We start from the raw sequence: 26,306 nt of genomic DNA, 5'->3' as shown, positions 1-26,306 counted from the left end.
CAGGTCTTTGCTATGGGTGAAAACCCCGGGGCGAACGCCGAATCGCCCGCAGGGTAGTAGGAATTTATACCAGCTCGAGCACCTTGAACACGAATCCATACTCCAGTGCCACATCTCGCAAGCCCTGATAGCGCCCGCTCATGCCGCCGTGCCCGGCACCGAGCTCGGTCTTGAGCAGCAGTAAGTGATCATCGGTGCGGGTGGCGCGCAACTTGGCGACCCACTTGGCCGCTTCCCAATACTGCACGCGGCTGTCGTTGTAACCGGCAATCACCAATGTGGCCGGATACGCCTGGGCGCTGACGTTCTCATAAGGAGCGTAGCTCTTGATGCGCGCATAGACGTCAGCTTCTTGTGGATTTCCCCATTCGTCATATTCGGTGACCGTCAGCGGCAGGTCCGGGTCGAGCATGGTGTTGAGCACGTCGACGAACGGGACTTCGGCAATCGCTGCCCGGAACAGTTCAGGGCGTTGATTGAGCACCGCACCGATCAGCAGGCCACCGGCACTGCCACCGCTGATCACCAACTGGGCGGGGCTGGTCAGTTGCTGCTCGATCAGGTGCTCGGCGCAGGCGATGAAGTCGCTGAAGGTGTTGGCCTTGTGTTCCTGCTTGCCGGCGCGGTACCACGCTTCGCCCAGCTCGCCGCCACCGCGTACGTGGGCGATGGCGAAGGCGACGCCGCGCTCCAGCAGGCTCAAGCGAGCATGGGAGAACCACGGATCGAGGCTCTCGCCGTAGGCGCCATAGCCATAGAGGTACAGCGGCGTAGCGGTGCCCACGGTATCGCGGCGCTGCACCAGGCTGATCGGCACCTGAGTACCATCGGCTGCGGTCGCCCACAGCCGCTGGCTCAGGTAATCGTCGGCGTTGAACGGGCCGAGCACCGGGGTTTCCTTGAGCACCACTTGGGCGCCGTCGGCGAGGCTGAGCTGGCGCACCTGAGCGGGGCGATTGAGGGCCTCGTAGCGCAGGCGGATGCGGGGGTTGTCGAATTCCAGGCTGTCGGAGATATACAGGCTGTAGGCCGCATCCGGCAGTTGCACGCGATATGCGGCGGCGCCTTGCGGGTGCACCTCGATAATCGGCAAGCCACCTTCGCGCAAGCTGAGGCTGTAGGCCTGGGCATTGAGGGTGACGCCTTCGAGCATGCTGTCCTGACGGTGTTCGATCAGGGTTTGCCACTGTTCGCGGCCCGGCACCTGGCCGGTGTCCGCTGCCTGGTAGAGTGCGAAGTTGATGCCGGCCTGGTTGCTGCGGATAAACCAGGTCCACTGGCCTTCGAGCTGGCCGTGGTCGGGGTAGTACTCGTGATCCTCGACCCGCGGCGCCAGGCAGGTGAAATCGCCCAGCGGTGTCTCGGCGTCCAGCACCCACGCTTCACTGGTGGTCTTGCTGTTGAGCAGCAGGATCAACTGGCGCTCGGAGCTGGCGCGGTAGCAGTGCAGGAAGAAGCGCCCGTCGGTTTCCTCGAACACCGGCTCGGCGATGTCGCTGCCCAGGCGATGGCGATACAGCTTCCAGGGGCGGTGGGTATCATCCAGTTCGCCGAAAAACAGGGTCTGGCTGTCGTTGGCCCAGGTCATGCTGCCGTCACATTGCTCGAACGGCAGCTCGGTGATCGCGCCGCTGCTCAGCTCCTTGATGTACAGGCGATAGGTTTCCTCGCCGTTGGTATCGAGGCTGTAGGCCAGGCGCTGTTGGTCCGGGCTGATGCTGAAGGCGCCCAGCGAGAGGAAGCCGCCTTCGGCCAGCACGTTGGGGTCGAGCAGCAACTGCTCGTGCTGTTCGTCGACGGTCGGCGAGTCATCGGCCGGGCGCGGGCAGCGGTAGTGGCGAGCGTATTCATCGCCGGCGGTGGTGCGGGTGTAGTACAGCCAAGGGCCCCAGGGCGAGGCGAGCGACAGATCGGTTTCGCGGATCCGGCCTTTGATTTCTTCGAACAGCTGCTCGCGCAATTCGGCTTGATCGGCCAGTTGCGCTTCCTGATAGGCGTTTTCGGCCTTGAGGTAGTCGAGCACGGCATCGGTGTCGCGCTCTTGCAGCCAGGCATAGGGGTCGTCACCCGCGGCGCGACGGGCGATGGGAGGCAGGGAGGGGGTCGAGGCCATGAGGATTCCTGAATTATCTGAAAGTCGAGCGCCTGGGATGGGCTTGCAAATGATGGCGTTCATACGGGCCTCTTCGCGGGCAAGCCTTGCTCCGACACCTGTACGGTGCGGGACCTCATTGCACTGTGCAAGCAAAGCTTGCTCGCGAAGAGGCCATCAGCAGCACCACGACGCTCTCGGGGAAGCTTTGCTTCCATAAAGCCGTTATCATAAGCGTCTCTTTGCCAGCCTTACCACGGACACCATGACCGAGCACGATTATTTCCTCGCCTGGGGCATCTACGCTATCGCCGCTGTCGGCTGCTTGTTGGTCTGGTTTCGCCTGACCCGCTGGATGTGGCGCTATCTACGCGAGCCGCTGCGCGTGCTGGCCCTGGTGCTGCTGGCCACGCCGACCATCGTCGATCCACTCAAGGAGCTTTACGCGCCGGCCATCGCCATCACGGCCCTGGATCTGCTGGTCAAGGCAGGTAACAACATCCTGCAGGCCGCGTCCGATCTGGCCATGTATGGCATGTTCGCCTTTGGCCTGTACCTGATCTTCGTGCTGATTCGCTGGCCGATCGTCAGTGCCTCGCGCCGACGCAAGGCCGAGCAGGCGGTCGCCGCCGAGCGTCGCGCCGCCGAAATCAAGGCCGAGGAAGAGGCCCAGGAACGATTCGAGGCACGCGGCGAGCGCCGTCCCGCTGCGGCCAATACAGGTTATCGCGTAGAACCGCGCCTCTAACGCTGATTGCGAGAACCCGCACATGTGCGAATTGCTGGGCATGAGTGCCAACGTTCCGACCGACATCGTTTTCAGCTTTACCGGGCTTATGCAGCGCGGCGGCCGCACCGGGCCGCACCGCGATGGCTGGGGCATCGGCTTTTACGAAGGCCGCGGCCTGCGGCTGTTCCAGGATCCGACCGCGAGCAGTGAATCGCAAGTCGCACAACTGGTGCAACGTTACCCGATCAAGAGCGAAGTGGTAATCGGCCACATCCGCCAGGCCAATGTCGGCAAGGTGTGCCTGGCCAACACTCACCCGTTTGTGCGCGAGATGTGGGGGCGCAACTGGTGTTTCGCCCACAACGGCCAGTTGGCCGACTTCAACCCGGCAGTCGGCTTTTATCGGCCGGTGGGCGATACCGACAGCGAGGCAGCGTTTTGCGATCTGCTCAACCGCATCCGCAGTGAATTTCCCGAGCCGGTCAGCCTCCAAGCGCTGCTGCCGGTACTGGTCAAAGCCTGTACCGAGTACCGCAGCCAAGGCGTTTTCAACTGTCTGCTGAGCGACGGCGATGGGCTGTTCAGTTTCTGTTCCAGCAAGTTGGTGCACATCACCCGGCGGGCACCTTTCGGCCCGGCGCGCCTCAAAGATGTGGACATGATCGTCGATTTTCAGGCCGAGACCACGCCCAACGATGTGGTCACGGTGATCGCCACCGAGCCACTGACCGAAGACGAGATCTGGCATCGCTACGCCTCGGGCGAATGGCGCCTGTGGCGCGGCGGTGAATGCACAGACCATGGCCAGACAGCGGTTATCGAATAGGGAAGCTCCCATGCTGCGAAGTTACGCGCGCTTGATTCTGTTTACCTTCGGCCTGCTGGTGGGCGTGCAGGTGCCCGGTTTCATCAACGATTACAGCCATCGGGTCGAGGCGCATCTGAACGAGGCGCAGCAGAGCCTCAAAGGTTTCAATGACACGGCCAACCAGTTCTTCAACGGTAATCTGCAGGCGCTGGTCGAGCATTATCGCAGCAGCGAAGACCCGGTTTTCCGCAGCGACGCTACCAGCATCGGCACCTTGGCCAGTCGCCAGGCCGCGCTGGATGCCGAATGGATGGCGCTGCAGGGCCCCTGGTATCAGAGAGCCTGGCACGTGATCACCGCCGCCGATCCGGCGATTCTTGACGAGACCGCCAATGGCTACAGCTATCAAGTGCTGCTGGCGCCCGAGGCCATTGCCTGGGGGATGGCCTGCGCGTTCCTGCTGGCGTGGCTGATCGAAGGGTTTATCGTGCTGCTGGACTGGGCGTTTGCCGGTGGACGGCATCGGGGCAAGATCAGCAAGCACGAGAGCTGGCGCTGAGCCTGACCCGCTCCCACGGGGGCCGCGTTATTTGGCCAAATAACGCATCCCTTCCTCCAGGCCGCGCAGGGTCAGGGGATACATCTGGTCCTCGACCAACTCCCGGATGATCTGCGTCGAGGCGGTATAGCCCCAAGTGTCCTTCGGATATGGATTGATCCAGATCAACTTCTTGAATTTCTCCCTGAAACGCTGCATCCACACATACCCGGCTTCCTCGTTCCAGTGCTCGACGCTGCCGCCTGGCTGAGTGACTTCATAGGGCGCCATGGCCGCATCGCTGACGAAGATAACTTTGTAATCGGCGCCGTATTTGTGCAGCAGGTCCTGGGTGGAAGTGCGCTCGGAGGTGCGCCGCAGATTGTTCTTCCAGACCGATTCATAGATGAAGTTGTGGAAGTAGAAATACTCCAGATGCTTGAACTCGGTCTTGCAAGCCGAGAACAACTCTTCGCACACCTTTACATGGGCATCCATCGAGCCGCCGATATCGAACAGCAGCAATAACTTTACCGAGTTGCGTCGTTCCGGTCGCATCTGGATATTCAGCAGGCCGGCATCGCGAGCGGTGTGGTCGATGGTGCCATCGATGTCCAACTCATCAGCCGCACCTTGGCGGGCGAATTTGCGCAAGCGCCTCAAAGCGACCTTGATGTTGCGAGTGCCGAGTTCGACTTGATCGTCGAGGTTCTTGTACTCGCGTTGATCCCAGACTTTCACCGCCTTGCCCTGGCGCTTGCCGGCATCGCCAACGCGGATACCTTCGGGGTTGTAGCCCCCCGAACCGAACGGACTGGTGCCGCCGGTGCCAATCCATTTGTTGCCACCGGCGTGGCGTTCTTTCTGTTCTTCAAGGCGCTGCTTGAAGGCTTCGATCAACTGGTCGAGGCCGCCGAGGGATTGAATCTCGGCGCGCTCCTCGGGCGTCAGCGAGCGCTCGAACTCCTTGCGCAGCCAGTCTTCCGGAATCAGTGCTTCGAGGTGTTGATCGAGATTTTGCAGGCCATTGAAGTACGCCGAAAACGCCCGGTCGAACTTGTCGAAATGGCGCTCGTCCTTGACCAGAATCGCCCGCGACAAATAGTAGAACTCATCCATGTCGGCAAAGATCACCCGCTGTTGGAGAGCGTTGATCAAGTCGAGCAACTCGCGCACCGACACCGGCACCTTGGCGGCGCGCATTTCATTGAAGAGGTTGAGCAGCATGGCCGTCGCCCTTTGGCAGAAAATCGAAAGTCAGCGGTTGCCGCGACGGCTCATGAACGCGAGGCGCTCAAGCAACTGCACGTCCTGTTCGTTCTTCACCAAGGCGCCTGCCAGGGGCGGGATGGCCTTGGTGGGATCGCGCTCGCGCAGGACCGCTTCGCCGATGTTGTCGGCCATCAACAGTTTGAGCCAGTCGACCAATTCCGAGGTGGAGGGCTTTTTCTTCAGGCCCGGCACCTTGCGTACATCGAAGAACACGTCCAGCGCTTCGCTGACCAGTTCCTTCTTGATGTTGGGGTAATGCACGTCGACGATTTTCTGCAGTGTGATGCGATCGGGGAAGGCGATGTAATGGAAGAAGCACCGGCGCAGAAAGGCGTCCGGCAGTTCTTTCTCGTTATTGGAGGTAATAATGATGATCGGCCGCTGCTTGGCCTTGATGGTCTCGTCGATCTCGTAAACGTAGAACTCCATCTTGTCGAGTTCTTGTAGCAGGTCGTTGGGGAACTCGATGTCGGCCTTGTCGATTTCATCGATCAAGAGGATGACCCGGTCTTCGGATTCGAAGGCTTCCCATAACTTGCCCTTCTTCAGGTAATTGCGCACATCGTGGACTTTGTCGACGCCCAGTTGCGAGTCGCGCAGGCGGCTGACGGCATCGTATTCGTAGAGGCCCTGATGGGCCTTGGTGGTCGATTTGATGTGCCAGGTGATCAGCCGTGCGCCGAAGGATTCGGCCAGTTGCTCGGCCAGCATGGTCTTGCCGGTGCCGGGTTCGCCCTTGACCAGCAAAGGCCGTTGCAGAGTGATGGCTGCGTTGACCGCCAGTTTCAGGTCGTCAGTGGCGACATAAGCGGCTGTGCCTTCGAATTTCATCGGTGCAACTCCGGTCTTGTTGAATGAATATTCCCGACTATAACGCGGGGGCTAAATCATGGGAACGCGACACCGTCCATGTGGCCGCACGCGCGAGCTCGCTCCCACAGGTTTGACGTTGCTACCTGCTATTTATCAGCACTTGGCGGCGCTTGTTCATATCGGGCATTGAACGCTTGCACGAACCCATTGCGCAGGATCTCCCAGAACGCCTCCAGGGCGCTGATATCCTGGCGGTGCACATTACCGCTGAGGTCCACTCGGGTGGCGAACTGGTTTTTACTCTGGTTTTTCAGCAGCGTCTGCGAGCCGCCGACAATGGCTTCCCAGATGGAACGGAAAATGCCCTTGTCCTTGTTCTCGACATCCTGCTGCCAATTGAACACATCGACGTTGTGCAGCAGCGGTTTGATATAGCCGCTCAACTGAGCCTTCCTGGCATCGGCCTCAATGACGATATCGCCGGTGCCCGCATTGAAGTCGAACTTGCCATAGGCGCTGGAAAAGTCATTGAGCCGGCGCAGTTCGATGCCTGTAGCGCGCAAGCGAAATTCGAAGTCCTCGAAGTTACTCAGCGGATCGAAGGTCGCTGTGGTTTCCACCGGGGCCTGGCCGAACAGCTGGGCCTTGGCCGTGAAGCGCGCGTCACGTTTGCCTTGCACATCCACCACGTTGGTCAGGTTATAGACGCTGGCATTGACCTGGGTGGCCTGCAGATCGACCGGTGGCTTGGAGGTGAAGTTACGGAAGCTGATCTTGCCGTCGTCGATGCGCACCTCGTTGAGGGTAATCGGCAACAGCTTGCCCAGTTGTGCGCGCCAGTCGGTGCCGCTACCGGTCTGCGAGGCTTGCTTGTTGGTGCCGCCGTCGACGAAGTTGAGCGTCGGACGCACAAACTCCATCTCGGCCACCACGGCATGGTCGTACCACAGCGAATGCCAGCTCACCGACAGATCGATCAACGGTGCGTCCAGCAGCGGCACGGGCACCTTGCCGTCGACCTTGGTGATCTGCAGGCCGTTAATCCGGTAGGCGCCGCGCCACAGCGCCAGGTCGACGTCATCGACATGGCCATGGTAGTCGCCCATGCTCGCCAGCTTGTCATTGAGGTAGTTGCGCACCACGTAGGGCAGGGCGATATGCACCACGACCAGGATCAACACCAGACCGACAAGGGTCCACATGGGCCAGCTGTAGCGACGTTTCATGACCAGGTTCTCGTGAGATATGGACGGTTGACTGCGGGGCACGCCATCGGTTCGCCGCGACTGGACTCGTTCGCCCGGCAGGCATACCCTTGAGTTTTGACGCTGATGCATAAGGACCCGTCCCATGAGCCGCATTTTCGCCGACAACGCGCATTCCATCGGCAATACGCCGTTGGTGCAGATCAACCGCATCGCCCCGCGGGGCGTGACCATCCTGGCCAAGATCGAGGGGCGCAACCCCGGTTATTCGGTCAAGTGCCGGATTGGCGCCAACATGATCTGGGACGCCGAAAGCAAAGGTCGGCTCAAGCCCGGCATGACCATCGTCGAGCCCACCTCCGGCAACACCGGTATCGGCCTGGCCTTCGTGGCTGCGGCGCGGGGCTACAAGCTGTTGCTGACCATGCCGGCGTCGATGAGCGTCGAGCGGCGCAAAGTGCTCAAGGCGCTGGGAGCCGAGCTGGTGCTCACCGAGCCGGCCAAGGGCATGAAGGGCGCGATCGACAAGGCCGCCGAGTTGCTGGCCAGCGACCCTGACAAATACTTCATGCCGCAGCAGTTCGAGAACCCGGCCAACCCGGCCATTCACGAGAAGACCACGGGGCCGGAAATCTGGAACGATACCGACGGCGCCGTGGACGTGCTGGTGGCGGGGGTCGGCACCGGTGGGACCATTACGGGCATCTCGCGCTACATCAAGCACACGCAGAAGAAGTCGATTCTCTCGGTGGCCGTGGAGCCGATCGGTTCGCCGGTGATCACCCAGGCGCTGGCGGGCGAAGAAATCAAGCCAAGCCCGCACAAGATCCAGGGCATCGGCGCCGGTTTCGTGCCGAAAAACCTCGACCTGTCGATCGTGGACCGTGTCGAGCTAGTGAGTGACGACGAGGCCAAGGCCATGGCCCTGCGCTTGATGCAGGAGGAGGGCATTCTCTGCGGCATTTCCTGCGGCGCGGCCATGGCGGCGGCGGTACGCCTGGCGGAGAAGCCGGAGATGCAAGGCAAGACCATCGTGGTGATCCTGCCGGATTCGGGTGAGCGGTATCTGTCGAGCATGCTGTTCAGCGATTTGTTTACCGAGGCTGAGTTGCAGCAGTAGTGATGTAGGCAGGGTTGGCCCCTTCGCGGGCAAGCCTTGCTCCGACAATGCTCGCGAAGCGGGCTCGCGAAGGTGCCGGCACAGGCTGCTCCATTGACCCAAATCACCCACCCCGTCGCCACAGGTGTTCCCCCGCTGCAATCGGGTTTATCATGGTGGACTGCCTTTTCGTGGAGTCCACGCATGACCCTTTCTCTCGCCGCCAAGCTACTGGTGCTGCTGATTTTCGTCGGCAGCATCCTGTACGTGCATTTGCGCGGCAAGGCGCGGCTGCCGGTGTTGCGCCAGTTCGTCAATCATTCGGCATTGTTCGCGCCTTATAACGCCCTGATGTACCTGTTTTCCAGCGTACCTTCCACGCCATATCTGGACCGCAGCAAGTTCCCCGAACTCGATGTGCTCAAGAACAACTGGGAAACCATCCGCGAAGAGGCCATGCACCTGTTCGACGAAGGCTATATTCGCGCCGCCGCCAAGGACAACGATGCCGGATTCGGCTCGTTCTTCAAGAAGGGTTGGAAGCGCTTCTACCTGAAGTGGTACGACAAGGCCCTGCCATCCGCAGAGGCGCTGTGCCCCAAGACCGTGGCGCTGGTCAACAGCATCCCCAACGTCAAGGGCGCGATGTTCGCCTTGCTGCCAGGCGGCAGTCACCTCAACCCGCACCGCGACCCGTTTGCCGGCTCGCTGCGCTATCACCTCGGCCTGTCGACGCCCAACTCCGATGCCTGCCGCATTTTCGTCGACGGCAAGGAATATGCCTGGCGCGACGGAGAGGACGTGATGTTCGATGAGACCTATGTGCATTGGGTCAAGAACGAGACTGACGTGACCCGAGTGATTCTGTTCTGTGACATCGAGCGGCCGCTGTCCAACCGTATCATGGGACGGGTGAACAAGGCCGTGAGTGACTTTCTCGGTCGCGCTACGGCACCGCAGAACACCGACGACGAACGCGTGGGCGGTATCAACCAAGCCTATGCCTTCAGCAAGCGCTTCAGTAATGGCTTCAGCGCCAAGGTCAAGGCCTTCAAGCGCCGCAATCCCAAGGCCTACCGCGTGTTGCGGCCAGTGCTGGCGGTGGTGGTATTTACGGCGGTGGGCTACTGGTTGTTCGGCTGACACCGCCCATACCCGAGTGGCGACGTGCAAGCCCGCTCCCAAAAGGGGGGAGGGGGCGGCGTGATTCAGGCGAGGATTGCCGCGCCCGCCCGCGCTACCTGCACGTCATCCTTGGACGCCACGCCCGACACTCCCACCGCACCGATGACCTGACCGCCGACGATCACGGGCACCGCGCCTTCGAGGCTGGTGAGCACCGGGTTGGACAGGAACGAGGTGCGCCCTTCGTTGACCATCTTTTCGTACTTGCTCGACTCGCTGCGCCCCAAGGCCGAGGTCCGTGCTTTTTCGGTGGCGATGTACGCTGTGCTCGCGGCCGCGCCATCCAGGCGCTCGAGGCCCAACAGATGGCCACCATCGTCGACCACTGCGATAGTCACTGCCCACTGGTGTTGCTGCGCCTCCGCGCGGGCGGCAGCGAGGATGCGGGTGACTTCGGTATGGCCGAGAATCAATTTACTCTGCATGGGAAGAGGCTCCATCTAGGGAAACGGCCATCATTGGCTTTTTGCGCGCGGGCTGTCCAGTGTCGATCCGTTGATCGAACCGTACGAAAATATTCCCATAGGTGTAAGTCGCCTGCCCTGTGGGCTTTCAACCCAATGGCGGGGATTTAGCAAGGCTGAGTGTTCCATGTATTGATCTGTGTCATGAAAATGGCGTCAAACACACTTGAATGAATTGGTAAAAAAAAGACACAATTCGGATGGATGTCTTCAGGAGCTGTGATGCGAGGGATATTTCGCACCTGGGAAATACCACTGGAAGCTCGACTGTATGATTGATCTGCATGTGCGCACGGCCACCCTTGAGGACGCCGCCGCGCTGCTCGCCCTGCAAGCTGGCCCGCCTGATGTTTCACGGCGCGAGTTTGCCGAGCTGATACAACAGACCCTCAAGCTGTACCCCTTTCTGGTGGCAGAGCAGGCGGGCCGCGTGTTGGGTTATGCCTATGGCGCTGCGCACCGCTCACTGATGGCGCTGCGCTGGTCAGTGGATGCTCGCGTCGAAGTCCCGGGGCAGGATCCCGACGTAGCCGCTGCGTTGTATAACAGCCTGATTCGGCACTTGGGTGAGCAAGGCTTCATGGCGATTTACGCTGCGGTGTCGGTGCATGACAGTGACAGTGCCGATTTGCACAAGCGCTTGGGGTTCGCCCCGATCGGCGTGCACCAGAGCATCGACGTGCACTGCGAAGCGGACTACTGGTGCATGACCCTCGCGGCCAGCCCGGCGCGCGAAGAGCCGGTATCGTTCAACGTGCTGCAGCGGCGCCTGGAACTGTGCGGCCGCTGAGCGGTGGGCTGTGTTTCAGGGCCCTTGATTTCAGGCCCCTTGCGGCGCGCTGTCGCTGCGCACCTGGGCGTGGCTTATCAGCGCGAAGATGAAACTGCCGCCGATGATGTTGCCCGCCAGGGTCGGCCCGGCGAAGTGCGCCCAGAATTCGCCCCAGCTCAGTTCACCGGCCCAGACCAGATACGACACCTCTGCCGAGCCCACCACGATGTGGGTGAAGTCTCCCAGCGCCATCAGGTAAGTCACCATCACGATCAGCCAGATCTTGCCATCCTTGACCGAAGGGATGATCCACACCAGCGTGGCGATCATCCAACCCGAGATGATGCCCTTCGCGAACATCGGCCAAGGCGCGTTTTCCATGACCTTGCGGCCGATCTCAAGGAAGGCTTGATCGGTTTTGCTATCGAAGATCGGCAGGTGCAGCATCACGTAGGACACCAGCAGAGTGCCCATCAGATTGCCCACCAGTACCACGCCCCAAAGCCGTAGCAGGCGGCCGAAGTTGTTCAGCGTCGGTTTGGTCATCACCGGCAGCACGGCGGTCAGGGTGTTTTCGGTAAATAACTGCTGGCGCGCGAGGATCACCGCCAGGAAGCCCGCGCAATAGCCGAAGCTGGCGATGACCTTGAAGCCTTCAGCGTCCGGCAGCCGCGAATTGAGCAAACCCATGGCCATGAGCGACAGGCCCATGGTCAGCCCCGCCGCCAGCGCGGACCAGAACAACGCCGCGAAACTGCGTTCCAGCTCATGATCACCCTGGCTGCGGATGATCTCGTGCAGCACCGCCGCCCGGGAAGGCTGCTGTTCGTTGGCTTCCTTTTTCTCGTCCTTGGACAAACCGGGCGTTTCGCCGTCCTTGTGAGGCTCGGGGGAGGTATCGGGTTGTGGCCTGGAGTCCATGCTGAATCCTTGAACGCTGAAGTCATTCGGGGTTCTAGCACAGACTCTGGCAGTGGCGAGTTAGTTGCGTCAGCCGGCGCCTATATCCGCATCGACCTTGAACAGCTGGCGAATCGCTTCAGCATACTGTCGGTTACCGACGATCATGCTGTTGTTATGGGTGCCGCCTGGGATCAGCAGCAGCTTCTTGGGCGCCATGGCGGCCTCGAACAGTTCTTCGCTCAAACGCGGCGGGATGTATTGATCTTCAGTGCCGTGCACGATCAGTACCGGAATGCCGACGTCGGCGATCTTGTCGATGGAATCGAATTTCTCCGACAGGATCCAGCGCACCGGCAGCGACGTCTTGATCACCGCCTGGGCGGCGGCGCCCATGTCGGTGAAGGTCGATTCGATGATCAATCCCGAGGCCTTGGGCAGGTCGTCCTTGTCGATCTGTTCGGCCAGGTCGATGGCGATCGCGCCGCCCAGCGAATGGCCGTAGATCATGCGTTTGCCGGCATCGGGTTGCAGTTGTACCAAGCGTTTCCAGGCGGCCTGGGCATCCTGATAGACGCTGCGCTCGGAAGGCAGGTCGCCGGGGCTCTGGCCAAAGCCGCGGTAGTCGATGGCCAGCACCGCGAAGCCCATGTTGTGCAGGGCGGTGATGCGGCCCAATTGGGCGGTCAGGTTCCAGCGCATGCCGTGCAAGTACAACAGGGTCGGCGCGTTACTGCCGCGTGCCGGCCACCACCAGGCGTGCAGGTACTGGTTGCTGCTGAGGGTCTTGTCGATCGGGATGTCGAGTTCCTGCATGCCGGCGGGTATGCCGGTGAACCACCCGGCATTGCCCGGCTCGATACTGAAGATCAGCTCCCGCTCCTTGTGGACCAGCTGCGAGCAACCGTAAGGCAGGCCGACGCCGATGAACAGCGCCAGCAACAGCCAAGGCAGCCAGCGACGGCGTTTGATGGGGGCGGCAGGTGTGGGCATGGCGCGGGCCTGGTACGGGGGGATGGCTTCCAAGATGGCGAAAAAATTCGGGAGCGGCAAGGGCTGGTTCAAGTCTCGACATGTCAGTGTCGGGGCTGGCCTCTACGCCGCCTGACGCGCGGTATAGGTTTACAACGAAAACCGCCCCAGCATGCCATTGAGCTCCACTGCCAGCTCCCCCAGCTCCTGACTCGCGGCGCTGGTCTGTGCCGCGCCGGTAGCACTCTGCAGCGACAGATCGCGAATCCGCACCAGATTGCTATCCACCTCGCGCGCCACCTGGGCCTGCTGTTCGGCCGCACTGGCGATCACCTGATTGCGCTCATCGATGGTCGCCACCGCCTGGGCAATACTGCCCAGCACATCCTTGGCCGCCTGCGCCCGTTCTCGGGTTCGCCCCGCCTGGCTCGCACTGGCGGCCAAGGCCTGCACGGCCAGGCCGGTGCCCTGATGGATACCGCCCATCATCTGCTCGATCTCTCGGGTCGAGGCGCCGGTGCGGTGAGCCAGGGCGCGTACTTCGTCAGCGACCACCGCGAAACCTCGTCCCACTTCCCCGGCGCGGGCCGCTTCGATGGCGGCGTTGAGGGCCAGCAGGTTGGTCTGCTCGGCGACATTGCGGATCACATCCAGTACCTTGTTGATGCCGGCCGTTTGCGCGGCCAGATCCTGGGCGCGGGCGGCGGCCTGCTCGACTTGGTCGGTGAGTTCGCCGATGTCGGCCATGGTCTGGTCCAGTTGCGTCTGGCCCTGGCGCACCGCCGTACTGGAGGCGCGAGAGTCGGTGGACGTCGAGACCGCGTTGCCGGCCACCTCTTCCACCGCCTGGCTCATTTGCGTGACTGCCGTAGCGGCCTGCTCGATCTCGTTGTACTGCTGCTGCATGCCCTCGGCGTTGCCTTGCATGATGGCGCCCATCTCGTGCGTCGCGGCATTCAAGCGCGTCACTGCACCGCCGATCTGGCTGATCACCCCATGCAACTGGTCGCGCATGTGGCCGAGCATCTGCAACAGCTGTGCAGCCTCGTCCCGGCCTTCGGCGTGCACCGCTTGGCTGAGGTCGCCAGCGGCCACGGTGTGGGCGACCTGCAGGGCCTGACGCAACGGCCGAATGATGCTGACGCTCAGGCGCCAGGCCAGCAGCAGGGTGATCAGCAGCGCGACGGCAATCGCAATGGGGATCACCAGCCGCGACTGCGCATCGGTCTGGGCCGAGGCGGCCAACGCATCGGCGGTGGCCTGCTTGTTGAGCTCGCGCAGCAACTGCACCTGCATGTCCATCATCGCGCCTTGATTGCCCAAGGCTCCGTTGGCCATGGCATTGGCCTCGCTGGTACGGTTCTGCTCGATCAGGCCGATGGCGTCCTTGAGCGGGGCGAGGAACTGCTGATAGGCGTCCTGCAGCAGCATGATCGAGTCGTGCTCGGTGCCGGCAGGCACGTTGGCCAGGTAGTCCTTGAAGCCCTGATTGACCTCGTTGGCCAGTTGCTCGACGTTGATCTTGCGGTTCACCGTTTCGCTCGGATCGTGGGCGTAAGCCAGCAGCAGCGCCGCTTCCAGCCGCAGTTTGACCAGGTCGATGGCGATGGCATCGGCCTGGGCGATGCTGGACAGCGGCCCGCGTTCGATCAATTCGCCCTGATGGCGGATCTTCTGCATTTCCAACAGGCAAAAGCCGCCCAGCGCGCCCATCAGCAAAGCGGTCAGGATGAACCCGGCCAGCAGACGCGGGCCGATGGCCAGGCGGCGCAGCAGGGGACGACGCAATCGAGTGATCAAAGCTTTCACGGCACGAACCTGAGTAATCAACTGTTCATGGTGTTGTAACAAAACAAGATGATGGCTTTATGACACTCGATTGACGTCAACGCATTGAATACGCTTTTTTCCGGTGCGAGCGGTGCTTTTAGACGGCCTGCAAGATTGGGGTGAGCAACGTGCACAGCAATAGGCCACAATGGCGGCTTTCCTGCGAGCACGAATACCTTCTAGCGCTGTTACGTGCCCGGCCGTATTTTCATCCTTCCAAGAAGGCGATCGCTTCAATGAACACCCCCCTCAGCACCGAACCCTTGACCGACGACGAACTGGACGAGCTCCAGAGCGCCCTGGATAGTTTCCAGAGCGAAGACTCGGTGCGTGATATTTCCGAACTCGACGGGTTTTTCACCGCGCTGATTTCCAGCCCGGAAATCCTGCCGTTCAGCGTTTGGTACAACGCGCTGTGGGGCAACCCAAAAGTCCTGCCCAAGTGGAAGGATGAAAAAGCATTCGATCGTTTCGTCAACCTGCTGGTCCAGCACATGGGCAATCTGGAGCTGGTGATCACCGAGCATACTGCCGAGTTCGCGCCGATCTTCAACGAGGTGCTGGACGACGACAACGAAGACGCCGATGGCATGCCAAGCCTGCAGGAATGGTGCTATGGCTACCGTCGCCTGGCTGACAGCTGGCCGAAGATGCCAGACGACCAGGACGTGATGCTCTCGATGATCGTCCTGCAGTCGTTGGGCGATGATGCCTACGAAGAGGGCGAGCTGCCGGAGATCGACGTTTTCACTGCTGCCGATATGATTACTCATTCGGCTGTGCAGTTGCATGAGTACTGGACCGAGCAGCGCCCCACCAACACCCCAGTGCGTGCCGCGGAAAAGGTCGGTCGCAATGACCCTTGCCCGTGCGGCAGTGGCAAGAAGTTCAAGCAGTGCTGCGGGGCCTGAGACCGCACGGGTTGAAACTAGCCGTTGACAGCTTCGTATAAACCCGTAAAATCCCGCGCCACAGCAGGCACGTAGCTCAGTTGGTTAGAGCACCACCTTGACATGGTGGGGGTCGTTGGTTCGAGTCCAATCGCGCCTACCAAACAAAATCCGCTCTGCTGGGCGGTGAAAAAAAGGGCGACCCGAGAGGGTCGCCCTTTTTTGTGGACGTTACTATGTCGCGTGGCTACTTGGCCGCTGGCGCCTTGGCGCTGACGATCTGCTGCACGAACGCGTCGTGGCTGCTCTGATCGGCAGCGCGGGAAACCACTTCCACGGCAGTCATGCGCGCGCCCGAGCCCGCGACCAGGGTGGTGGTGATGGTCTTGCCGCCGCCCATGGTGCCGGTGCTGTCGATCTGGCGTACGCCGAGGGTGTTGATCTTCATGCTCTTCTCGCTGACTTTCTGATAGTCCGGCAGCCCTGCGCGTTGCTGGCTCGCCAGGCCGGCGGCGGCGCCGTCGAGGAAGGTGTCGTCGTTGTCGCTGACCTGGGTGCCATTGGGGATCGGCGATTCGGTGACGATGATCACCCGTTTGAGCGCCTCGTTCAGGTACATGGTGCCGCTGGCGCCTTCGGTGCCGTGGGCCGCATCACCAGACGGCAGCGGGTTGGCAGCGTAGCCGGCGGGTAAGGTGAAGGCGAACTTGCCGCCCAAGGTCGAGACCTTGAGCGCGGCGCTCGCCGGCGCTTCCTTGGCGGGCTCCTGCTTGTGCTTGCTGGCGGCGTAGCCGGTGACGGGCGAAAGCGCCGCGAGCACAGACAGGCTCATGGCAGCGAGAAGCGGGCGGTACGACAGCATGGGCAAGGTCCTTTGACAGGTAAACGTGGTGCATTGATGGCCAAGGGTGAATCATCCCATATCGCGTAGGTCTAGAGCTCATCGAAAATCGCGGTGTGCGTCGGGTTGCCGAGGTCCGTAACGCGACTGATAGAATCCAATCCCCTGCCCATACTGGAAGCTTTCGCATGGAAGGCCGTCCCGCCTCGTTTCACCGCCTTGCCTTGGTCACCTTGACGCTTGCATTGCTGGCCGGTTGCAGCCATACCCCGCCTGTGCCCGAGCAACCACAGTCGCCCGGCCTAGCGATATTCCAGGAGGCCGTGGCCTTGCCGGCGGTGACCAGTTCGGTGGTGCGCGAAGGTGATCAGGTCTCGTACCTGGTCAGTCGCCCCGCCAGCGGCGATCAGCCCGAAACGCTCATTGCTCGTTTCAATGCCTCTTGCACTCAGCCCCGCGGCCAGATGATGTATCCCACCGGGGGCGGCATGGCGTTTTTTGCGGCCATGCCGCGCAAGATCGGGGATGAGTCGCAACTGCCTGCCGAGCAACTTGACCAGTTGCAGGGCAGTGCACAATTGCGTCAGGCCTGTGCCGACAATCCTCCGGCCGATTGGCGCAGGCTTAAAGGCGAGTCTGGCCAGTCATGGCTGTTGCTCGATGGCGCGAGCCTGCACCGTGAAGGCCGCGAGGTGCTCTTCTGGGGCGCGTACGATTACCCTCGCGAACAACTCGATAGCCAGCGCAGCGGCTACTACGTTCAACGCCGCGAGCGCTTTGCGGCAGATTGCTCGCAGCAGCGTTTTCGGCGCTTGAGCGCGTTTTATGTCGATGCCGACAACGGTGTCGGTGCCGGCCAGGTGTTGCTCGAAACCCAGGTGCACCCGCTTGCCGATGCCACTGTCGATGAGCGCTTGCTGTTGCAGAAAGTGTGCGCGGCACCCGCCAGCCTGGCGTCGCTGCCGCGCTACGAAGGGCGGATCAAAGCTCCGGCCAAAATGCCTGTCCCACCCGTCGCCGCGCCTGTGACTGAAGCAGTGCAAGGGCTGATGTTGCCGCCGCCGCCAAAAACCCTCAGCCGCTTGGGTCTGGTGTATGACGCCACTGTGCTCAAGCGCAAGATTGCCGACAACGACAAGGCTCAGTGGTTTTTCAGCACCGATCCGGCCACTGGCCAGATGGTGATCCAAAAGCGTGGTCTCACGGCCGCGGGCAATATCGAGGTGAGCTTCAGGGGCTTGATTCCGTTGTCTGCGGCCATTTCCGATCCCTCCGCCGAAGGCCCGAAAGCCAATGTGATTGCCCTGACTTACCTGCACTTCGACGGTGACTGGCAGAACCTGCCGGTCGGTAAGACCGTTAGCTACAGCCGGGCCTACAAGCCCTTGGTGAACGGTGAGCCGAAGCTGGGCGACCTGATCACCCTCTACTGTTCGATCGATAGCGAACAACCGGCCAATACCCTGAATCCGGTACTGCCAGGCACCGCCAAACAGGTCACCTGCAAGGGCGAGAACGAGCGCGCCACGGGCGTCGGCCATTACGCTTACCTGAGCGCCTACGGCTTGTTTTTCCCGTTGCGCACAGTGGATCAGATCAGCGACTGGGCATGGCGGATTCAAGCGGTCGAGTAACCTCCTCGGCCCCACACGATTGCTACCACCAGCGCAGCAGCCACCGCAGCCAGGGTGAACAGGGCGGCGGCATGGCCCTGCGCGACCATGTACACCCCCAAGGTGGTGGCGGCGGTCTCGGCCAGCGCCCAGGTGAAGGTCAGTACCGCCATGGCGAAGGCCGGGCGACCAGGGAACAGCTGGATCGACATCGACTGGTACAGCGGCCCGAAGATCATCTCGGCGAGGGTCAGCAACAGGATGGCAGCGACCATCGCGGTCATTTTTTGCGTGGCGAACAGCAATGCATACACCCCGATGGCCAACGCCAGGTTGGCCGCGGTAATCAAGTCGCGGCGGTAAAGCCGGGCACACAGGCGGGTCAGGGGGATCTGCAGGATGACGATCAATACGCTGCTGGCAGCGAAGAACAGCCCGATCTTTTCCGCCCCCAGGCTGTCTTCGGCATAGAACGGAAACACGTTGTAAAACTGCGCGAAGGCAAAGAACGACAAAAAGTTGATGGCCAGAAATTGCACACGGCTTTGGCCATTCGGGCTTCGTGCCTGCGGTTCATTGCAGGTGAGTGGCTGCTGCTGCGCGCAAGTGATCCGCATACAAAGTGCGACAGTGGGCAGGCAGTACAGCAAGGCGAACGCCAAATACCAGTCCGGTAAGTGGGCAAGCACCAGGGCCGACAGGTAGGGAGTGATCCCGGCACTCAGGTTGAGCGCGACGTTTTCCTTGGAAAACGCCGTGACCGTGTCGTCTTCGGCATGACCGCTGGCGATGAAGGTCAGTTGCGTCAGGGTCGATACCGAGTTGGCGATGCCGAACAACGCGACGCCCAGCAGCCAGGCCGCTAGCGAATATACCTGATGCAGGTGCAGCCATTGCAGCCAGATGATAGCGGCCATCAACAGCACCTGCATGCAGACCATCACAGCGCGAAAATCCCATCTGCCGATCCAGCGGGTGAACAACAGCGCGCCAGCACGGTTGGTCATTGCGACGGTGCCGGCAATTATCGCAATGTCGGCGGCGCTGAAGGGGGCCGACGTCGCCAGCCATACGGCAAAAAAGGTGAAGAGGATGCTCCATGCGCCCCAAGTGAAAAATCGGATGATGTAAAGGGTCATAGTGCTTCCTGTTGCCCTTCAGTCCAGCGTGAATGCAGGATCGGTGGTGCCTTTTTCGGTCCGCACAGTGATGCAGTGGATGTCGGCGAGCACCTCTTCCTCCGCGCCGCAAAGCAGGCCCACCCACCCGTAATCCGACGTTCCCACTGTGGCCAGCTGGCTGCCTTCGACCGCGAATTGTGTGTGCTGGCTGCGGATCTTGGGTAGCTGCACGCACTCCAGGGTGCCGGCCTCGGGTAGGCCATACCAGATACCCAGCGTCCTCTGCGGGGCCAGCCGTGCGCTGGCGCATAGCGACAGTGGGCATTTGCCGCGCAACACCGGCAATAACAGCACGTGGGCCAGCAACTGCCGAGGATTGATGCTGTGGGCCAGGGCCACTTGTTCGAGCACGGTGGCGCCGCCGATACGACCGACATTGGCATCCACTAGATAGATGCTGGTGGCGGTCTGGATGAATTCGCAATGGAAATAGCCGAACTGATAGCAGGATCGGCTGACCAGCGTTTCTACGCAGTCCCAGCCGCGGGCGATGATGGCCTGGCTGAGGTGGTCGTCTGCCGGGTACTTGTTCGCGACCTCGGTAAAACCGATACGCGAGCGACTGGAGATCCCCAGGCGGCGCACCCATCCCGCTTCGACGAAGCCTTCGAAACTCAACAGACGTCCGCTCACTTCCTGTTGCAGTATCCAGTCGGTGTCGGCGTGATAGCCGCTATGGTGCAGGTGAGCTGCCAATTCCGCCTTCAAGGTGCCGCTGGTGGCCAGATGGTGTAGCCCCAGCCCCCCAGATGAGCACGCCGGCTTGAGCACCAGCCGGGGGCCCCAGTTATCGACTCGACGCAGATTCATCGAACGCAATTCATGGCTCTTGAAGCTGAGGCTGGGCGGGCTGAATTCGGGAATCAGCGACAACACGCTGTGCTTGTGACTCAGCCAGGCCAGCACGGGGCCGGAGTACGCCCAGTCGAATTCCTTGGCCAAGGCTTCTACCAGAGTGAATTGCTCGTCGAACAGGCTGGTCACCGCGACTACCCCGTCGAAAGCGACCGGATGGACACGGATGTAGTTGATGACCTGTGGGATGGACGCGGTGTCGACTTCGTGGATTTCCAGCTCATCCAGGTAGTGTTGTATCTGCTCCGAGAATGCGCCTCGGCGCGCCAGCAGCACGGGCTGGTAGCCGAAAGGCTCCAAGGCTTGCACTAGGTACTTGAGGGCAACGCAGCCAACGCCGGTAATCAGGAGTTTCTTCATGGTAGTGATCTCCCGGGGCGCGCAAAGATCAACCGCGCGATCTGTGGGACGAATATGTCGGGTTGCAGGGTGATGCGGATCAGGCTCTGGCCATTGATCGTGGCCGGCTTGCTGACGCTGACACCCAACTCGAGCAAGGCCCACTGCAAGTGGTTGGCGGCCTCGGGGCTGGGCATGCACAGGGTGACGAAGTTGGTGGCGCAGGGCAGGCAGGTCAGCCCGGCTTCGTCGGCGAGCTGCTGGAAGCGCACTCGCAGTTGGAGAGTTTGCGCTCGTAACTGAAGGCTGTAGGCGCTGTCGTCAAGGGCTTGTTCGGCCAGCCACTGGGAAAGGCCGCAGACCGAATAATGGATACGCGCTTGCACGAGATAATCAAGCAATGTCACCGGTGCCATCGCATAGCCGATGCGCAGCCCGGCCAAGCCGTAGGCTTTGGAAAAACTGCGCAGGCGCAAGGTATTGGGCCAGAGGCGGACGGGGTGCAGATCGTCGACGGCGAACTCCAGGTAGGCTTCGTCCAGGAGCAGCAAAGTCTCCTCGGGCAGCGCCTGGGCGAAGGCCTGGATGGTCTGCTCGTTGTGGTAGTGCCCGGTAGGATTGTCCGGATTGGCGAGGTAGAGCACGTTCGGGCGAATGTCCCATGCAGCGGCTAAAAGCCCCGGCAGGTCGTTGCGCAACTGCATACCTTTACCTGCGTAGGGCATCAGCCTGACCTCCAATCCCTGTGCGCGGGCGAAGTATTCGAAGGTGGGATAGGTCCCTGTCGAGCAGAGCACCTGATCACCGGCTCGGGTGAAGGTGCGCAGGGCAAGATGGATCAGGCTGTCGGCACCCGCATCCACCAGCACCTCGTCGATACCGATGCCTCTGTGCCGACCCAGTGCCAGGCGCAGGCTATGGGCTGCGGGGTCTGGGTATTGGCGGCATTGGTCGAGGAACTCTTCGCGATAGGTCCGCAGCCATTGGTCGGGATGGATCGGCAGGGCTTCATTGCCGCTGAGGCGGCTGATGATGGGACGTCCCAGTTCGCGTTCCAGTGCCGGGATACCCGGGAATGGGTTCTCCAGGGTTTTATCGATGAATTGCCGAGCGGCGAGGGGCATGGCGGGCTCTCTGTGCAGTGGTCCAGGATTCAGTGCGGGTTGACCAGGTTGCGGTGCCAGCCGCTGAGCAGCAGTTGCAGCACGCATCGCGCCGCCTTGGTGCGCAACTCGCCTAAGGCGCGATCCGAATAGAAGGCGACGTGGGGTGACCACAACACCTCTTCACCTCGCAGCACAGCCGCCGGGAGGCGGGTTTCGTCGGCATGCACGTCCAGTCCCAGACCGCGCAGTTGTCGTCGTTGCATGGCGCTTTCCAGGGCATCGGGGTCGATCAATGCGCCCCGAGCGGTGTTGATCAGGAACTTGCCATGCAAGTGCTGCAAGCTGTGCTGGTTGATGAGGTGGCGGGTATCGGCGTTCAGCGGTGCATGCAAGGTGACCAGATCAGCGAAGTCGAGCAGGTCATGCAGGGTTTCGCAGCGTTTGAGCCGCAGGGTTTTCTCCCAGCCACTGCCAATGTGCGGGTCGTGAAAGGCGATATCGCAGCCGAATGCCCGGAAGCGCTGTGCAACTGCGGCACCGATCCGGCCAAGGCCGACGATACCGACGCGCAGGTCGCCCAAGCGCGGGATCGAGCCGACATCACGCCAGTCCCAACTGCCGCTACGCACCACGCGGTCGGCGGCCTTGAGCTTGCGCAGCAGCGCCAGTGACAGTGCCAGCGTGTGATCGGCGACTTCGTCGGTGCCATAGTCCGGCACGTTGGCGACCTGAATCTGACGGCTGCGGGCGTAATCGAGGTCGATGTTGTCGAACCCTACCGCCGCCCGCACGATGGCCTTGCAGCGCGTGAAGCGGCTCAGCGCAGCACGCCCCAGTGGCACGAGATGCCAGGAAATGATCGCATCGCACTCCAGCGCGCTGGCCGGCAACTGGTTGACGGTTTCGACGTGATATAGCTCAACCTCAGCGTATTCCTTGAGGTACTGATACTCGAGGTCCGGCTCGGTGACGTAAGCGTTGAGAACTGAATCCAGGATGATGATTTTCATGGGGGCTGTCCGGTCAAATCCGAAAGGATGGTTCACTGCGGGAACACGCAACGGGCATCCTGCCAATTGGTGAAGTGCATGAACTCATTGCCCGATTCATCCTGATGCAAGCGTGCCGCAGGCTTGTCGAGGTCCAGCGGTACGCTGTATTTGCCCTCGCGATGGGGCAGCACGAACTCGGGGACCGCCAGGTTCGACAGTCGCCGCTTCATCTGTGCAACCAGTGCGATGCCGCTGCGCAGCGGCGTGCAGAAGTGTTCGGCGCCCGGCGAAAAGGGCATGAACTGGTACAGGTAGTGGGGCACGATGCCCAAGCCATAGAGACGCATGCACAGGGTTTTGAGCTGCGGGTAGTTGTCGTTGATACCGGCCAGCAGCGGCATGTTGGCGAACAGCACGGGTACGGCCTTGCGCAAGCGCATGGTCGCATCGATGAAGGCTTCGCTGATTTCCCGGGAATGGCTGATGTGCAGGCCGAGCGCGTTGACGTTCCATTTTTCAAGCACCGCCAGCAGCTCGTCGGTGATGCGGTAGGGGTTGAAGGTCAGAGCGCGCGTATGCAAACGGATGATGATCTCGGGGCGGTGCGCGCGTAGCGACGCCAGCAATTCGTCGAGGCGGCGATCGGACAACATCAACGGCTCGCCGCCGCTGAGGATCACTTCATCGACCTCGGGGTGGGCGACCAGATAGTCCAGTGTCAGTTGCCACTCGCTCTTCCTGAATGCCTGTTTTTGGCTGTTGCGCTCCAGCGTGCGCAGGGCCTCGTAGCAGAACTGGCAATAGGCATGGCAGATATTGGCGGTACGCACCAGCACCCGGTTGTCGTATTTATGCTGGCAGATGGGGGTAACCATCTCGCCGGGCAGCTCCCAGTTTTCTGCCGTGCCGTCGTAGGCGAAGGCATTGCCGGGGACGTGCTGGTTGTGAGTGTGGGCTGGCCACAGCGGCGCTACTTGGCGCCAGAGCGGATCGTCGGGCAACGGGCAACCCAAGGCATCGGTCTCGATCAGGCTGGCGAAGTAGGGGGTAATTCCCACTTTGCGGGTGCCGAGATGTTGGACGATATTGCTCAGCTGTGCAGTGCCGCGCAGCCCAGGGAACGCCTTGAGCAGATCGTCGGCGGATTGCAGCGTGTTGCGCTGTTGCCACTGCCAATCCTGGTAATCGGCAGGCGCGCAGGTGGCGAGAATCTCCACTGGGGTCATGAGCAGGGCGTCCTTGTTCTGTGGGGCCAGTAACAGTGCCGATCAATGGCAAGGCCGTGAAAGTGGCAGGGAGAATATCGTCAAAGGTGGGGGGCTTTCCCTAACAGAGGGGCGCAAAAACTGGCGGCTGTTAGATAGGTTTTTCTAACAGCCCCGGCGGGGCGGGGGCATGTCGATTTCGAAACACTTGGTCTCAATAGCGCAGTTGCCCTGGGTACTGTGCCCCCCTAACGTGGTCCGGTCGGTCAATGCGAAAGGAGTTTCGCTCGTGCACTTCAATGGAAAGCCCCATTCAAAACCCCCCGCGCGTACTGCCCCTCTTTGCCCGGTCATGACCGTCGCCCGGCGCCCTTCGTTGGCTGCCGAGCAACTGGCGGCGCGGCTCAGCCAGGAGATCGCCGACGGGCGCCTTGTCTGCGGGCAAAAGATCCCTTCCATCCGGCAAATGGCCGCAAGCCTGCGCATCAGTTTTCATACTGTCGTCAGTGCTTATGAGCGGCTAGAAGCGCAAGGCACCATCAGGGTCGAGCCGGGGCTCGGCTATTTCGTCGCCACGGCGGGCGTGTCCTTGCCCGCATGCGCGAAGCCGGCAACCGAAGGGCCGCTCGACCCCCATGGCATCAAGGCATTCTGGCAGTTGTTCCATGGCAACGACCAATGCCTCAAGCTGGGGTGCGGCTGGCTCCCCGCAGGCTGGCGCGATACCCAGGCACTGGCGCGGGTAGTACGGCGAACGGCCAATTTTGCCCACAGTTCACTGGTCGACTATGGCGATCCGGCCGGTTATCTGCCATTGCGGCAAAAACTCGTTGCGCATCTGCAGCGCCGGCTCGGGGTAGCGTTGGCACCTGATCATTTGCTCACCACTCTGGGAGCGACACAAGCGCTGGATCTGATCATTCGCCAGCACATCGAGCCGGGTGACCGAGTGCTGGTCGACGACCCCTGCAACAATAATCTGGTGCAACTGCTCAGGCTGCGCGGCGCTATCATCCTGGGCATCCCTCGCGGTCACGATGGTCCTGATATTCCAGCGGTGGCGGCACGTCTGGGGGAGGGCCGGGTCAAGGCATTCTTCCTCAATTCCAGGCTGCACAATCCCACCGGCACCTCGCTCAGTGATCACGGCGCATTTCGCCTGCTGCAACTGGCCAACGAGCACGATCTGCTGCTAGTGGAAGACGACGTGTACGGCGATTTCTGCCCGGCTGGCCAAAGCCGTCTGGTCGCCCTCGATGGGCTGCACAGGGTCATCTACATCGGCAGCTTTTCCAAGACCCTCTCGGCCAATCTGCGGGTGGGATACATCGTTGCGCCACCGGCGGTGATCCAACCCCTGGCGGATCTCAAATTGCTGACCAGCGTCGCGGTGCCGGGGTTTTGCGAGCGGTTCGTCAGCGCCATGCTCGCCGACGGCAGTTACGAGCGTCATCTGCGCCGCGTGCGGCGGCAACTGCAAACCGCTCAGGTCACAGCGCAGAAGCACCTTCAGAGCTGGGGTTGGGAGCTGTTTCATACGCCAGTGGATGGCATGTTCCTGTGGATCAGGCACCCACAACTGCCGTGCCTTGCGGCCTTTATCGAGGCTGCTTTTCACCAGGGTATCCTGCTTGCTCCGGCCACGTTGTTCAGCGCCCAGGCGCAGGCCGGACCGTGGTTGCGAATCAATGTCGCACATTTTCACGCGGACCTCGCACGCCCCTTGTTTCATTGGCCCAAGACGCCGTCGTCGAGCACAAATATTTAAGTTGCCCTACAGGGAATGCTGCCCGGGCCGATAGCCTGTACAAGCAAGCAGAACACTGCAGTTCATTCCCTGTTATTCACTTTTCAAGGACTCAACATGGCCAAGTCCCTCGCCCCGATGACCGCATCCGAATGGTTCGATCTGTTCGAGCATGGCTTGCGTTCGCTGGGTGATCGGCTGCCTCAGGCGCTGCGGCTCAATGGTTCGGGCGAGCAGTGGATTCAGGCGCAATTGAGCCTGTATGCCTGGTACCAGCACGACATGGAAATCTGGAGCGGTGACCGCAACGCCCCGGACTTGCCCGGTCGCCTGTTCACCCATGACCAGCAAATGGCCGTCGAGATCAAGTACCTGCGCAAGCCCCAGCGCGCGCGCTTGACGGCCACCGCGCCGCTGGACCGCCCGTCAGCGGTCAATGATGCCAGCCTGTGCGACGATATCGAGCGCCTGAAATCCCTGCAGGGCTACCAGCACCGGTTCATGGTCGTGGTGTCCGCTGACGGCATCGACAACGCCGTCGACACCGACACACTCACTCATGGTGCGATGATGCAGCGCCAATTCGCGGTGGCTGGCGGTTCGATCCGCGTTTGCCAGATCTGAGCAATCGCTTCTACACCTAGCCCTCTGCAATGGCGGCGATCCGCGCAATGTTCTAGCCCCACCTACAACCTTCGGGGCAGAGCCCCCTGACGTATTCCCCTCAAAATCCCCTACCGGTTTGCTGGCGTCCACGGAACTCCCATTCCTAGAATGCCTTCAACAGCAGGGCTGACGGCGCATGGCGTTCATTGCCTTGCGACAGCCGTCTTCGCCTCTAAAACCAAGAAAGGAAG

General features: G+C 61.4%; 24 protein-coding genes, 1 tRNA gene and 1 pseudogene. 11 read left to right on the top strand and 15 right to left on the bottom strand.

Features of this window, described 5'->3' with window-relative positions:
• Window positions 1-64 precede the first annotated feature (64 nt).
• Window positions 65-2,113: a S9 family peptidase gene (locus REH34_RS07710; protein WP_311971292.1), complete on the bottom strand. Its 2,049-nt coding sequence runs from the start codon at window positions 2,111-2,113 to the stop codon at window positions 65-67.
• A gap of 244 nt (window positions 2,114-2,357) precedes the next feature.
• On the opposite strand from REH34_RS07710, the gene REH34_RS07705 reads away from it, so the two are divergent.
• The 3 genes from REH34_RS07705 to REH34_RS07695 are packed head-to-tail and all read left to right on the top strand — an operon-like array spanning window position 2,358 to window position 4,189.
• Window positions 2,358-2,840, top strand: a complete 483-nt coding sequence (locus REH34_RS07705; RefSeq protein WP_226505140.1) for an MFS transporter — start codon at window positions 2,358-2,360, stop codon at window positions 2,838-2,840.
• Between the two features lie 22 nt (window positions 2,841-2,862).
• A complete protein-coding gene (locus REH34_RS07700) occupies window positions 2,863-3,648 on the top strand; it encodes a class II glutamine amidotransferase (RefSeq protein WP_311971291.1) in 786 nt (261 codons plus the stop codon).
• A gap of 10 nt (window positions 3,649-3,658) precedes the next feature.
• Window positions 3,659-4,189, top strand: a complete 531-nt coding sequence (locus tag REH34_RS07695; RefSeq protein ID WP_226505142.1) for a DUF2937 family protein — start codon at window positions 3,659-3,661, stop codon at window positions 4,187-4,189.
• Window positions 4,190-4,216: 27 nt separating this feature from the next.
• Here REH34_RS07695 and REH34_RS07690 read toward each other — a convergent pair whose 3' ends face one another.
• The 3 genes from REH34_RS07690 to REH34_RS07680 all read right to left on the bottom strand — a co-directional run bounded on the left by REH34_RS07690 (window position 4,217) and on the right by REH34_RS07680 (window position 7,479).
• The gene (locus tag REH34_RS07690; protein WP_311971289.1) at window positions 4,217-5,395 is read right to left on the bottom strand and encodes a VWA domain-containing protein; all 1,179 of its coding nucleotides are present in this window, start codon (window positions 5,393-5,395) and stop codon (window positions 4,217-4,219) included.
• A 30-nt stretch (window positions 5,396-5,425) separates the two neighbouring features.
• Entirely contained in the window at window positions 5,426-6,271 is an 846-nt protein-coding gene (locus REH34_RS07685) for a MoxR family ATPase (RefSeq protein WP_226505144.1), read from the bottom strand.
• Window positions 6,272-6,399: 128 nt separating this feature from the next.
• A complete protein-coding gene (locus REH34_RS07680) occupies window positions 6,400-7,479 on the bottom strand; it encodes a DUF748 domain-containing protein (protein ID WP_311971288.1) in 1,080 nt (359 codons plus the stop codon).
• Between the two features lie 124 nt (window positions 7,480-7,603).
• Between REH34_RS07680 and cysK the strand changes: the two genes are divergently transcribed.
• Window positions 7,604-8,578 carry a cysteine synthase A gene (gene cysK / locus REH34_RS07675; protein ID WP_226505146.1) on the top strand — a complete coding sequence of 325 codons (975 nt, stop codon included), beginning with the start codon at window positions 7,604-7,606 and terminating at the stop codon, window positions 8,576-8,578.
• Window positions 8,579-8,761: 183 nt separating this feature from the next.
• Window positions 8,762-9,700, top strand: a complete 939-nt coding sequence (locus REH34_RS07670; protein ID WP_226505147.1) for an aspartyl/asparaginyl beta-hydroxylase domain-containing protein — start codon at window positions 8,762-8,764, stop codon at window positions 9,698-9,700.
• A gap of 65 nt (window positions 9,701-9,765) precedes the next feature.
• Here the strand turns inward: REH34_RS07670 and REH34_RS07665 are convergent, their stop codons facing one another.
• Complete coding sequence (locus tag REH34_RS07665) at window positions 9,766-10,167, bottom strand: heme-binding protein (RefSeq protein WP_226505148.1); 402 nt, start codon at window positions 10,165-10,167, stop codon at window positions 9,766-9,768.
• Between the two features lie 310 nt (window positions 10,168-10,477).
• Here REH34_RS07665 and REH34_RS07660 point away from each other — a divergent pair, with 310 nt between their 5' ends.
• Window positions 10,478-10,996: a GNAT family N-acetyltransferase gene (locus REH34_RS07660; RefSeq protein ID WP_311971287.1), complete on the top strand. Its 519-nt coding sequence runs from the start codon at window positions 10,478-10,480 to the stop codon at window positions 10,994-10,996.
• Window positions 10,997-11,026: 30 nt separating this feature from the next.
• Here the strand turns inward: REH34_RS07660 and REH34_RS07655 are convergent, their stop codons facing one another.
• The 4 genes and pseudogenes from REH34_RS07655 to REH34_RS30155 form a co-directional block, all read right to left on the bottom strand.
• Complete coding sequence (locus tag REH34_RS07655) at window positions 11,027-11,899, bottom strand: formate/nitrite transporter family protein (protein ID WP_311971286.1); 873 nt, start codon at window positions 11,897-11,899, stop codon at window positions 11,027-11,029.
• Window positions 11,900-11,968: 69 nt separating this feature from the next.
• Window positions 11,969-12,871, bottom strand: a complete 903-nt coding sequence (locus REH34_RS07650) for an alpha/beta fold hydrolase (protein WP_311971285.1) — start codon at window positions 12,869-12,871, stop codon at window positions 11,969-11,971.
• 129 nt (window positions 12,872-13,000) lie between these two features.
• Window positions 13,001-13,756: a methyl-accepting chemotaxis protein gene (locus tag REH34_RS30160; protein WP_409373316.1), complete on the bottom strand. Its 756-nt coding sequence runs from the start codon at window positions 13,754-13,756 to the stop codon at window positions 13,001-13,003.
• Between the two features lie 102 nt (window positions 13,757-13,858).
• A pseudogene (locus REH34_RS30155) lies at window positions 13,859-14,659 on the bottom strand (MCP four helix bundle domain-containing protein); the annotation flags it as partial.
• A 257-nt stretch (window positions 14,660-14,916) separates the two neighbouring features.
• Here REH34_RS30155 and REH34_RS07640 point away from each other — a divergent pair.
• Together REH34_RS07640 and REH34_RS07635 are read left to right on the top strand one after the other, a co-directional pair.
• A complete protein-coding gene (locus tag REH34_RS07640; RefSeq protein ID WP_226505152.1) occupies window positions 14,917-15,591 on the top strand; it encodes a UPF0149 family protein in 675 nt (224 codons plus the stop codon).
• A 65-nt stretch (window positions 15,592-15,656) separates the two neighbouring features.
• Window positions 15,657-15,733: transfer RNA gene (locus tag REH34_RS07635), tRNA-Val, on the top strand.
• An 84-nt stretch (window positions 15,734-15,817) separates the two neighbouring features.
• Here REH34_RS07635 and REH34_RS07630 read toward each other — a convergent pair.
• On the bottom strand, window positions 15,818-16,432 hold the full coding sequence (locus REH34_RS07630; protein WP_311971284.1) for a hypothetical protein: 615 nt from the start codon (window positions 16,430-16,432) through the stop codon (window positions 15,818-15,820).
• A gap of 167 nt (window positions 16,433-16,599) precedes the next feature.
• On the opposite strand from REH34_RS07630, the gene REH34_RS07625 reads away from it, so the two are divergent.
• Window positions 16,600-18,045, top strand: coding sequence for a surface-adhesin E family protein (locus REH34_RS07625; RefSeq protein WP_311971283.1), 1,446 nt, complete (start codon window positions 16,600-16,602; stop codon window positions 18,043-18,045).
• On the opposite strand, the gene REH34_RS07620 is transcribed toward REH34_RS07625, so the two are convergent.
• From REH34_RS07620 to REH34_RS07600, 5 genes are read right to left on the bottom strand one after another with little or no spacing between them, the layout of a single operon-like run.
• The gene (locus tag REH34_RS07620) at window positions 18,030-19,163 is read right to left on the bottom strand and encodes an MFS transporter (protein ID WP_311971282.1); all 1,134 of its coding nucleotides are present in this window, start codon (window positions 19,161-19,163) and stop codon (window positions 18,030-18,032) included. The two genes, REH34_RS07625 and REH34_RS07620, sit on opposite strands and share 16 nt — an antisense overlap.
• 18 nt (window positions 19,164-19,181) lie before the next feature.
• On the bottom strand, window positions 19,182-20,420 hold the full coding sequence (locus tag REH34_RS07615; protein WP_311971281.1) for a hypothetical protein: 1,239 nt from the start codon (window positions 20,418-20,420) through the stop codon (window positions 19,182-19,184).
• On the bottom strand, window positions 20,417-21,523 hold the full coding sequence (locus REH34_RS07610; RefSeq protein ID WP_226505157.1) for an aminotransferase class I/II-fold pyridoxal phosphate-dependent enzyme: 1,107 nt from the start codon (window positions 21,521-21,523) through the stop codon (window positions 20,417-20,419). The genes REH34_RS07615 and REH34_RS07610 overlap by 4 nt, the downstream gene beginning before the upstream one ends.
• A gap of 29 nt (window positions 21,524-21,552) precedes the next feature.
• Window positions 21,553-22,515 carry a C-terminal binding protein gene (locus tag REH34_RS07605; RefSeq protein ID WP_226505158.1) on the bottom strand — a complete coding sequence of 321 codons (963 nt, stop codon included), beginning with the start codon at window positions 22,513-22,515 and terminating at the stop codon, window positions 21,553-21,555.
• 32 nt (window positions 22,516-22,547) lie between these two features.
• A complete protein-coding gene (locus tag REH34_RS07600) occupies window positions 22,548-23,723 on the bottom strand; it encodes a radical SAM protein (RefSeq protein WP_311971280.1) in 1,176 nt (391 codons plus the stop codon).
• Between the two features lie 268 nt (window positions 23,724-23,991).
• Here REH34_RS07600 and REH34_RS07595 point away from each other — a divergent pair, with 268 nt between their 5' ends.
• Both REH34_RS07595 and REH34_RS07590 read left to right on the top strand, forming a co-directional pair.
• Window positions 23,992-25,470, top strand: a complete 1,479-nt coding sequence (locus tag REH34_RS07595) for a PLP-dependent aminotransferase family protein (protein WP_311971279.1) — start codon at window positions 23,992-23,994, stop codon at window positions 25,468-25,470.
• 96 nt (window positions 25,471-25,566) lie between these two features.
• Window positions 25,567-26,073 (top strand): hypothetical protein, encoded by a 507-nt coding sequence (locus tag REH34_RS07590; RefSeq protein WP_311971278.1) that lies wholly within the window; start codon window positions 25,567-25,569, stop codon window positions 26,071-26,073.
• Window positions 26,074-26,306 lie beyond the last annotated feature (233 nt).

Source organism: Pseudomonas baltica, from assembly GCF_031880315.1.
Classification (GTDB): domain Bacteria; phylum Pseudomonadota; class Gammaproteobacteria; order Pseudomonadales; family Pseudomonadaceae; genus Aquipseudomonas.
The sequence above is the reverse complement of the archived record's forward strand: the minus strand, read 5'-3'. Positions and strand labels throughout refer to the sequence as shown.

What these genes read in the sequence shown, in the direction of transcription:
- REH34_RS07640 (WP_226505152.1), top strand. Translation starts at nt 14,917, where the DNA reads ATGAACACCCCCCTCAGCACCGAACCCTTGACCGACGACGAACTGGAC.
- REH34_RS07665 (WP_226505148.1), bottom strand. Translation starts at nt 10,167, where the DNA reads ATGCAGAGTAAATTGATTCTCGGCCATACCGAAGTCACCCGCATCCTC.
- REH34_RS07610 (WP_226505157.1), bottom strand. Translation starts at nt 21,523, where the DNA reads ATGCCCCTCGCCGCTCGGCAATTCATCGATAAAACCCTGGAGAACCCA.
- REH34_RS07630 (WP_311971284.1), bottom strand. Translation starts at nt 16,432, where the DNA reads ATGCTGTCGTACCGCCCGCTTCTCGCTGCCATGAGCCTGTCTGTGCTC.
- REH34_RS07690 (WP_311971289.1), bottom strand. Translation starts at nt 5,395, where the DNA reads ATGCTGCTCAACCTCTTCAATGAAATGCGCGCCGCCAAGGTGCCGGTG.
- REH34_RS07625 (WP_311971283.1), top strand. Translation starts at nt 16,600, where the DNA reads ATGGAAGGCCGTCCCGCCTCGTTTCACCGCCTTGCCTTGGTCACCTTG.
- REH34_RS07605 (WP_226505158.1), bottom strand. Translation starts at nt 22,515, where the DNA reads ATGAAAATCATCATCCTGGATTCAGTTCTCAACGCTTACGTCACCGAG.
- REH34_RS07670 (WP_226505147.1), top strand. Translation starts at nt 8,762, where the DNA reads ATGACCCTTTCTCTCGCCGCCAAGCTACTGGTGCTGCTGATTTTCGTC.
- REH34_RS07600 (WP_311971280.1), bottom strand. Translation starts at nt 23,723, where the DNA reads ATGACCCCAGTGGAGATTCTCGCCACCTGCGCGCCTGCCGATTACCAG.
- REH34_RS30160 (WP_409373316.1), bottom strand. Translation starts at nt 13,756, where the DNA reads ATGCAGCAGCAGTACAACGAGATCGAGCAGGCCGCTACGGCAGTCACG.
- cysK (WP_226505146.1), top strand. Translation starts at nt 7,604, where the DNA reads ATGAGCCGCATTTTCGCCGACAACGCGCATTCCATCGGCAATACGCCG.
- REH34_RS07620 (WP_311971282.1), bottom strand. Translation starts at nt 19,163, where the DNA reads ATGACCCTTTACATCATCCGATTTTTCACTTGGGGCGCATGGAGCATC.
- REH34_RS07655 (WP_311971286.1), bottom strand. Translation starts at nt 11,899, where the DNA reads ATGGACTCCAGGCCACAACCCGATACCTCCCCCGAGCCTCACAAGGAC.
- REH34_RS07710 (WP_311971292.1), bottom strand. Translation starts at nt 2,113, where the DNA reads ATGGCCTCGACCCCCTCCCTGCCTCCCATCGCCCGTCGCGCCGCGGGT.
- REH34_RS07590 (WP_311971278.1), top strand. Translation starts at nt 25,567, where the DNA reads ATGGCCAAGTCCCTCGCCCCGATGACCGCATCCGAATGGTTCGATCTG.
- REH34_RS07615 (WP_311971281.1), bottom strand. Translation starts at nt 20,420, where the DNA reads ATGAAGAAACTCCTGATTACCGGCGTTGGCTGCGTTGCCCTCAAGTAC.
- REH34_RS07685 (WP_226505144.1), bottom strand. Translation starts at nt 6,271, where the DNA reads ATGAAATTCGAAGGCACAGCCGCTTATGTCGCCACTGACGACCTGAAA.
- REH34_RS07695 (WP_226505142.1), top strand. Translation starts at nt 3,659, where the DNA reads ATGCTGCGAAGTTACGCGCGCTTGATTCTGTTTACCTTCGGCCTGCTG.
- REH34_RS07660 (WP_311971287.1), top strand. Translation starts at nt 10,478, where the DNA reads ATGATTGATCTGCATGTGCGCACGGCCACCCTTGAGGACGCCGCCGCG.
- REH34_RS07705 (WP_226505140.1), top strand. Translation starts at nt 2,358, where the DNA reads ATGACCGAGCACGATTATTTCCTCGCCTGGGGCATCTACGCTATCGCC.
- REH34_RS07680 (WP_311971288.1), bottom strand. Translation starts at nt 7,479, where the DNA reads ATGAAACGTCGCTACAGCTGGCCCATGTGGACCCTTGTCGGTCTGGTG.
- REH34_RS07700 (WP_311971291.1), top strand. Translation starts at nt 2,863, where the DNA reads ATGTGCGAATTGCTGGGCATGAGTGCCAACGTTCCGACCGACATCGTT.
- REH34_RS07650 (WP_311971285.1), bottom strand. Translation starts at nt 12,871, where the DNA reads ATGCCCACACCTGCCGCCCCCATCAAACGCCGTCGCTGGCTGCCTTGG.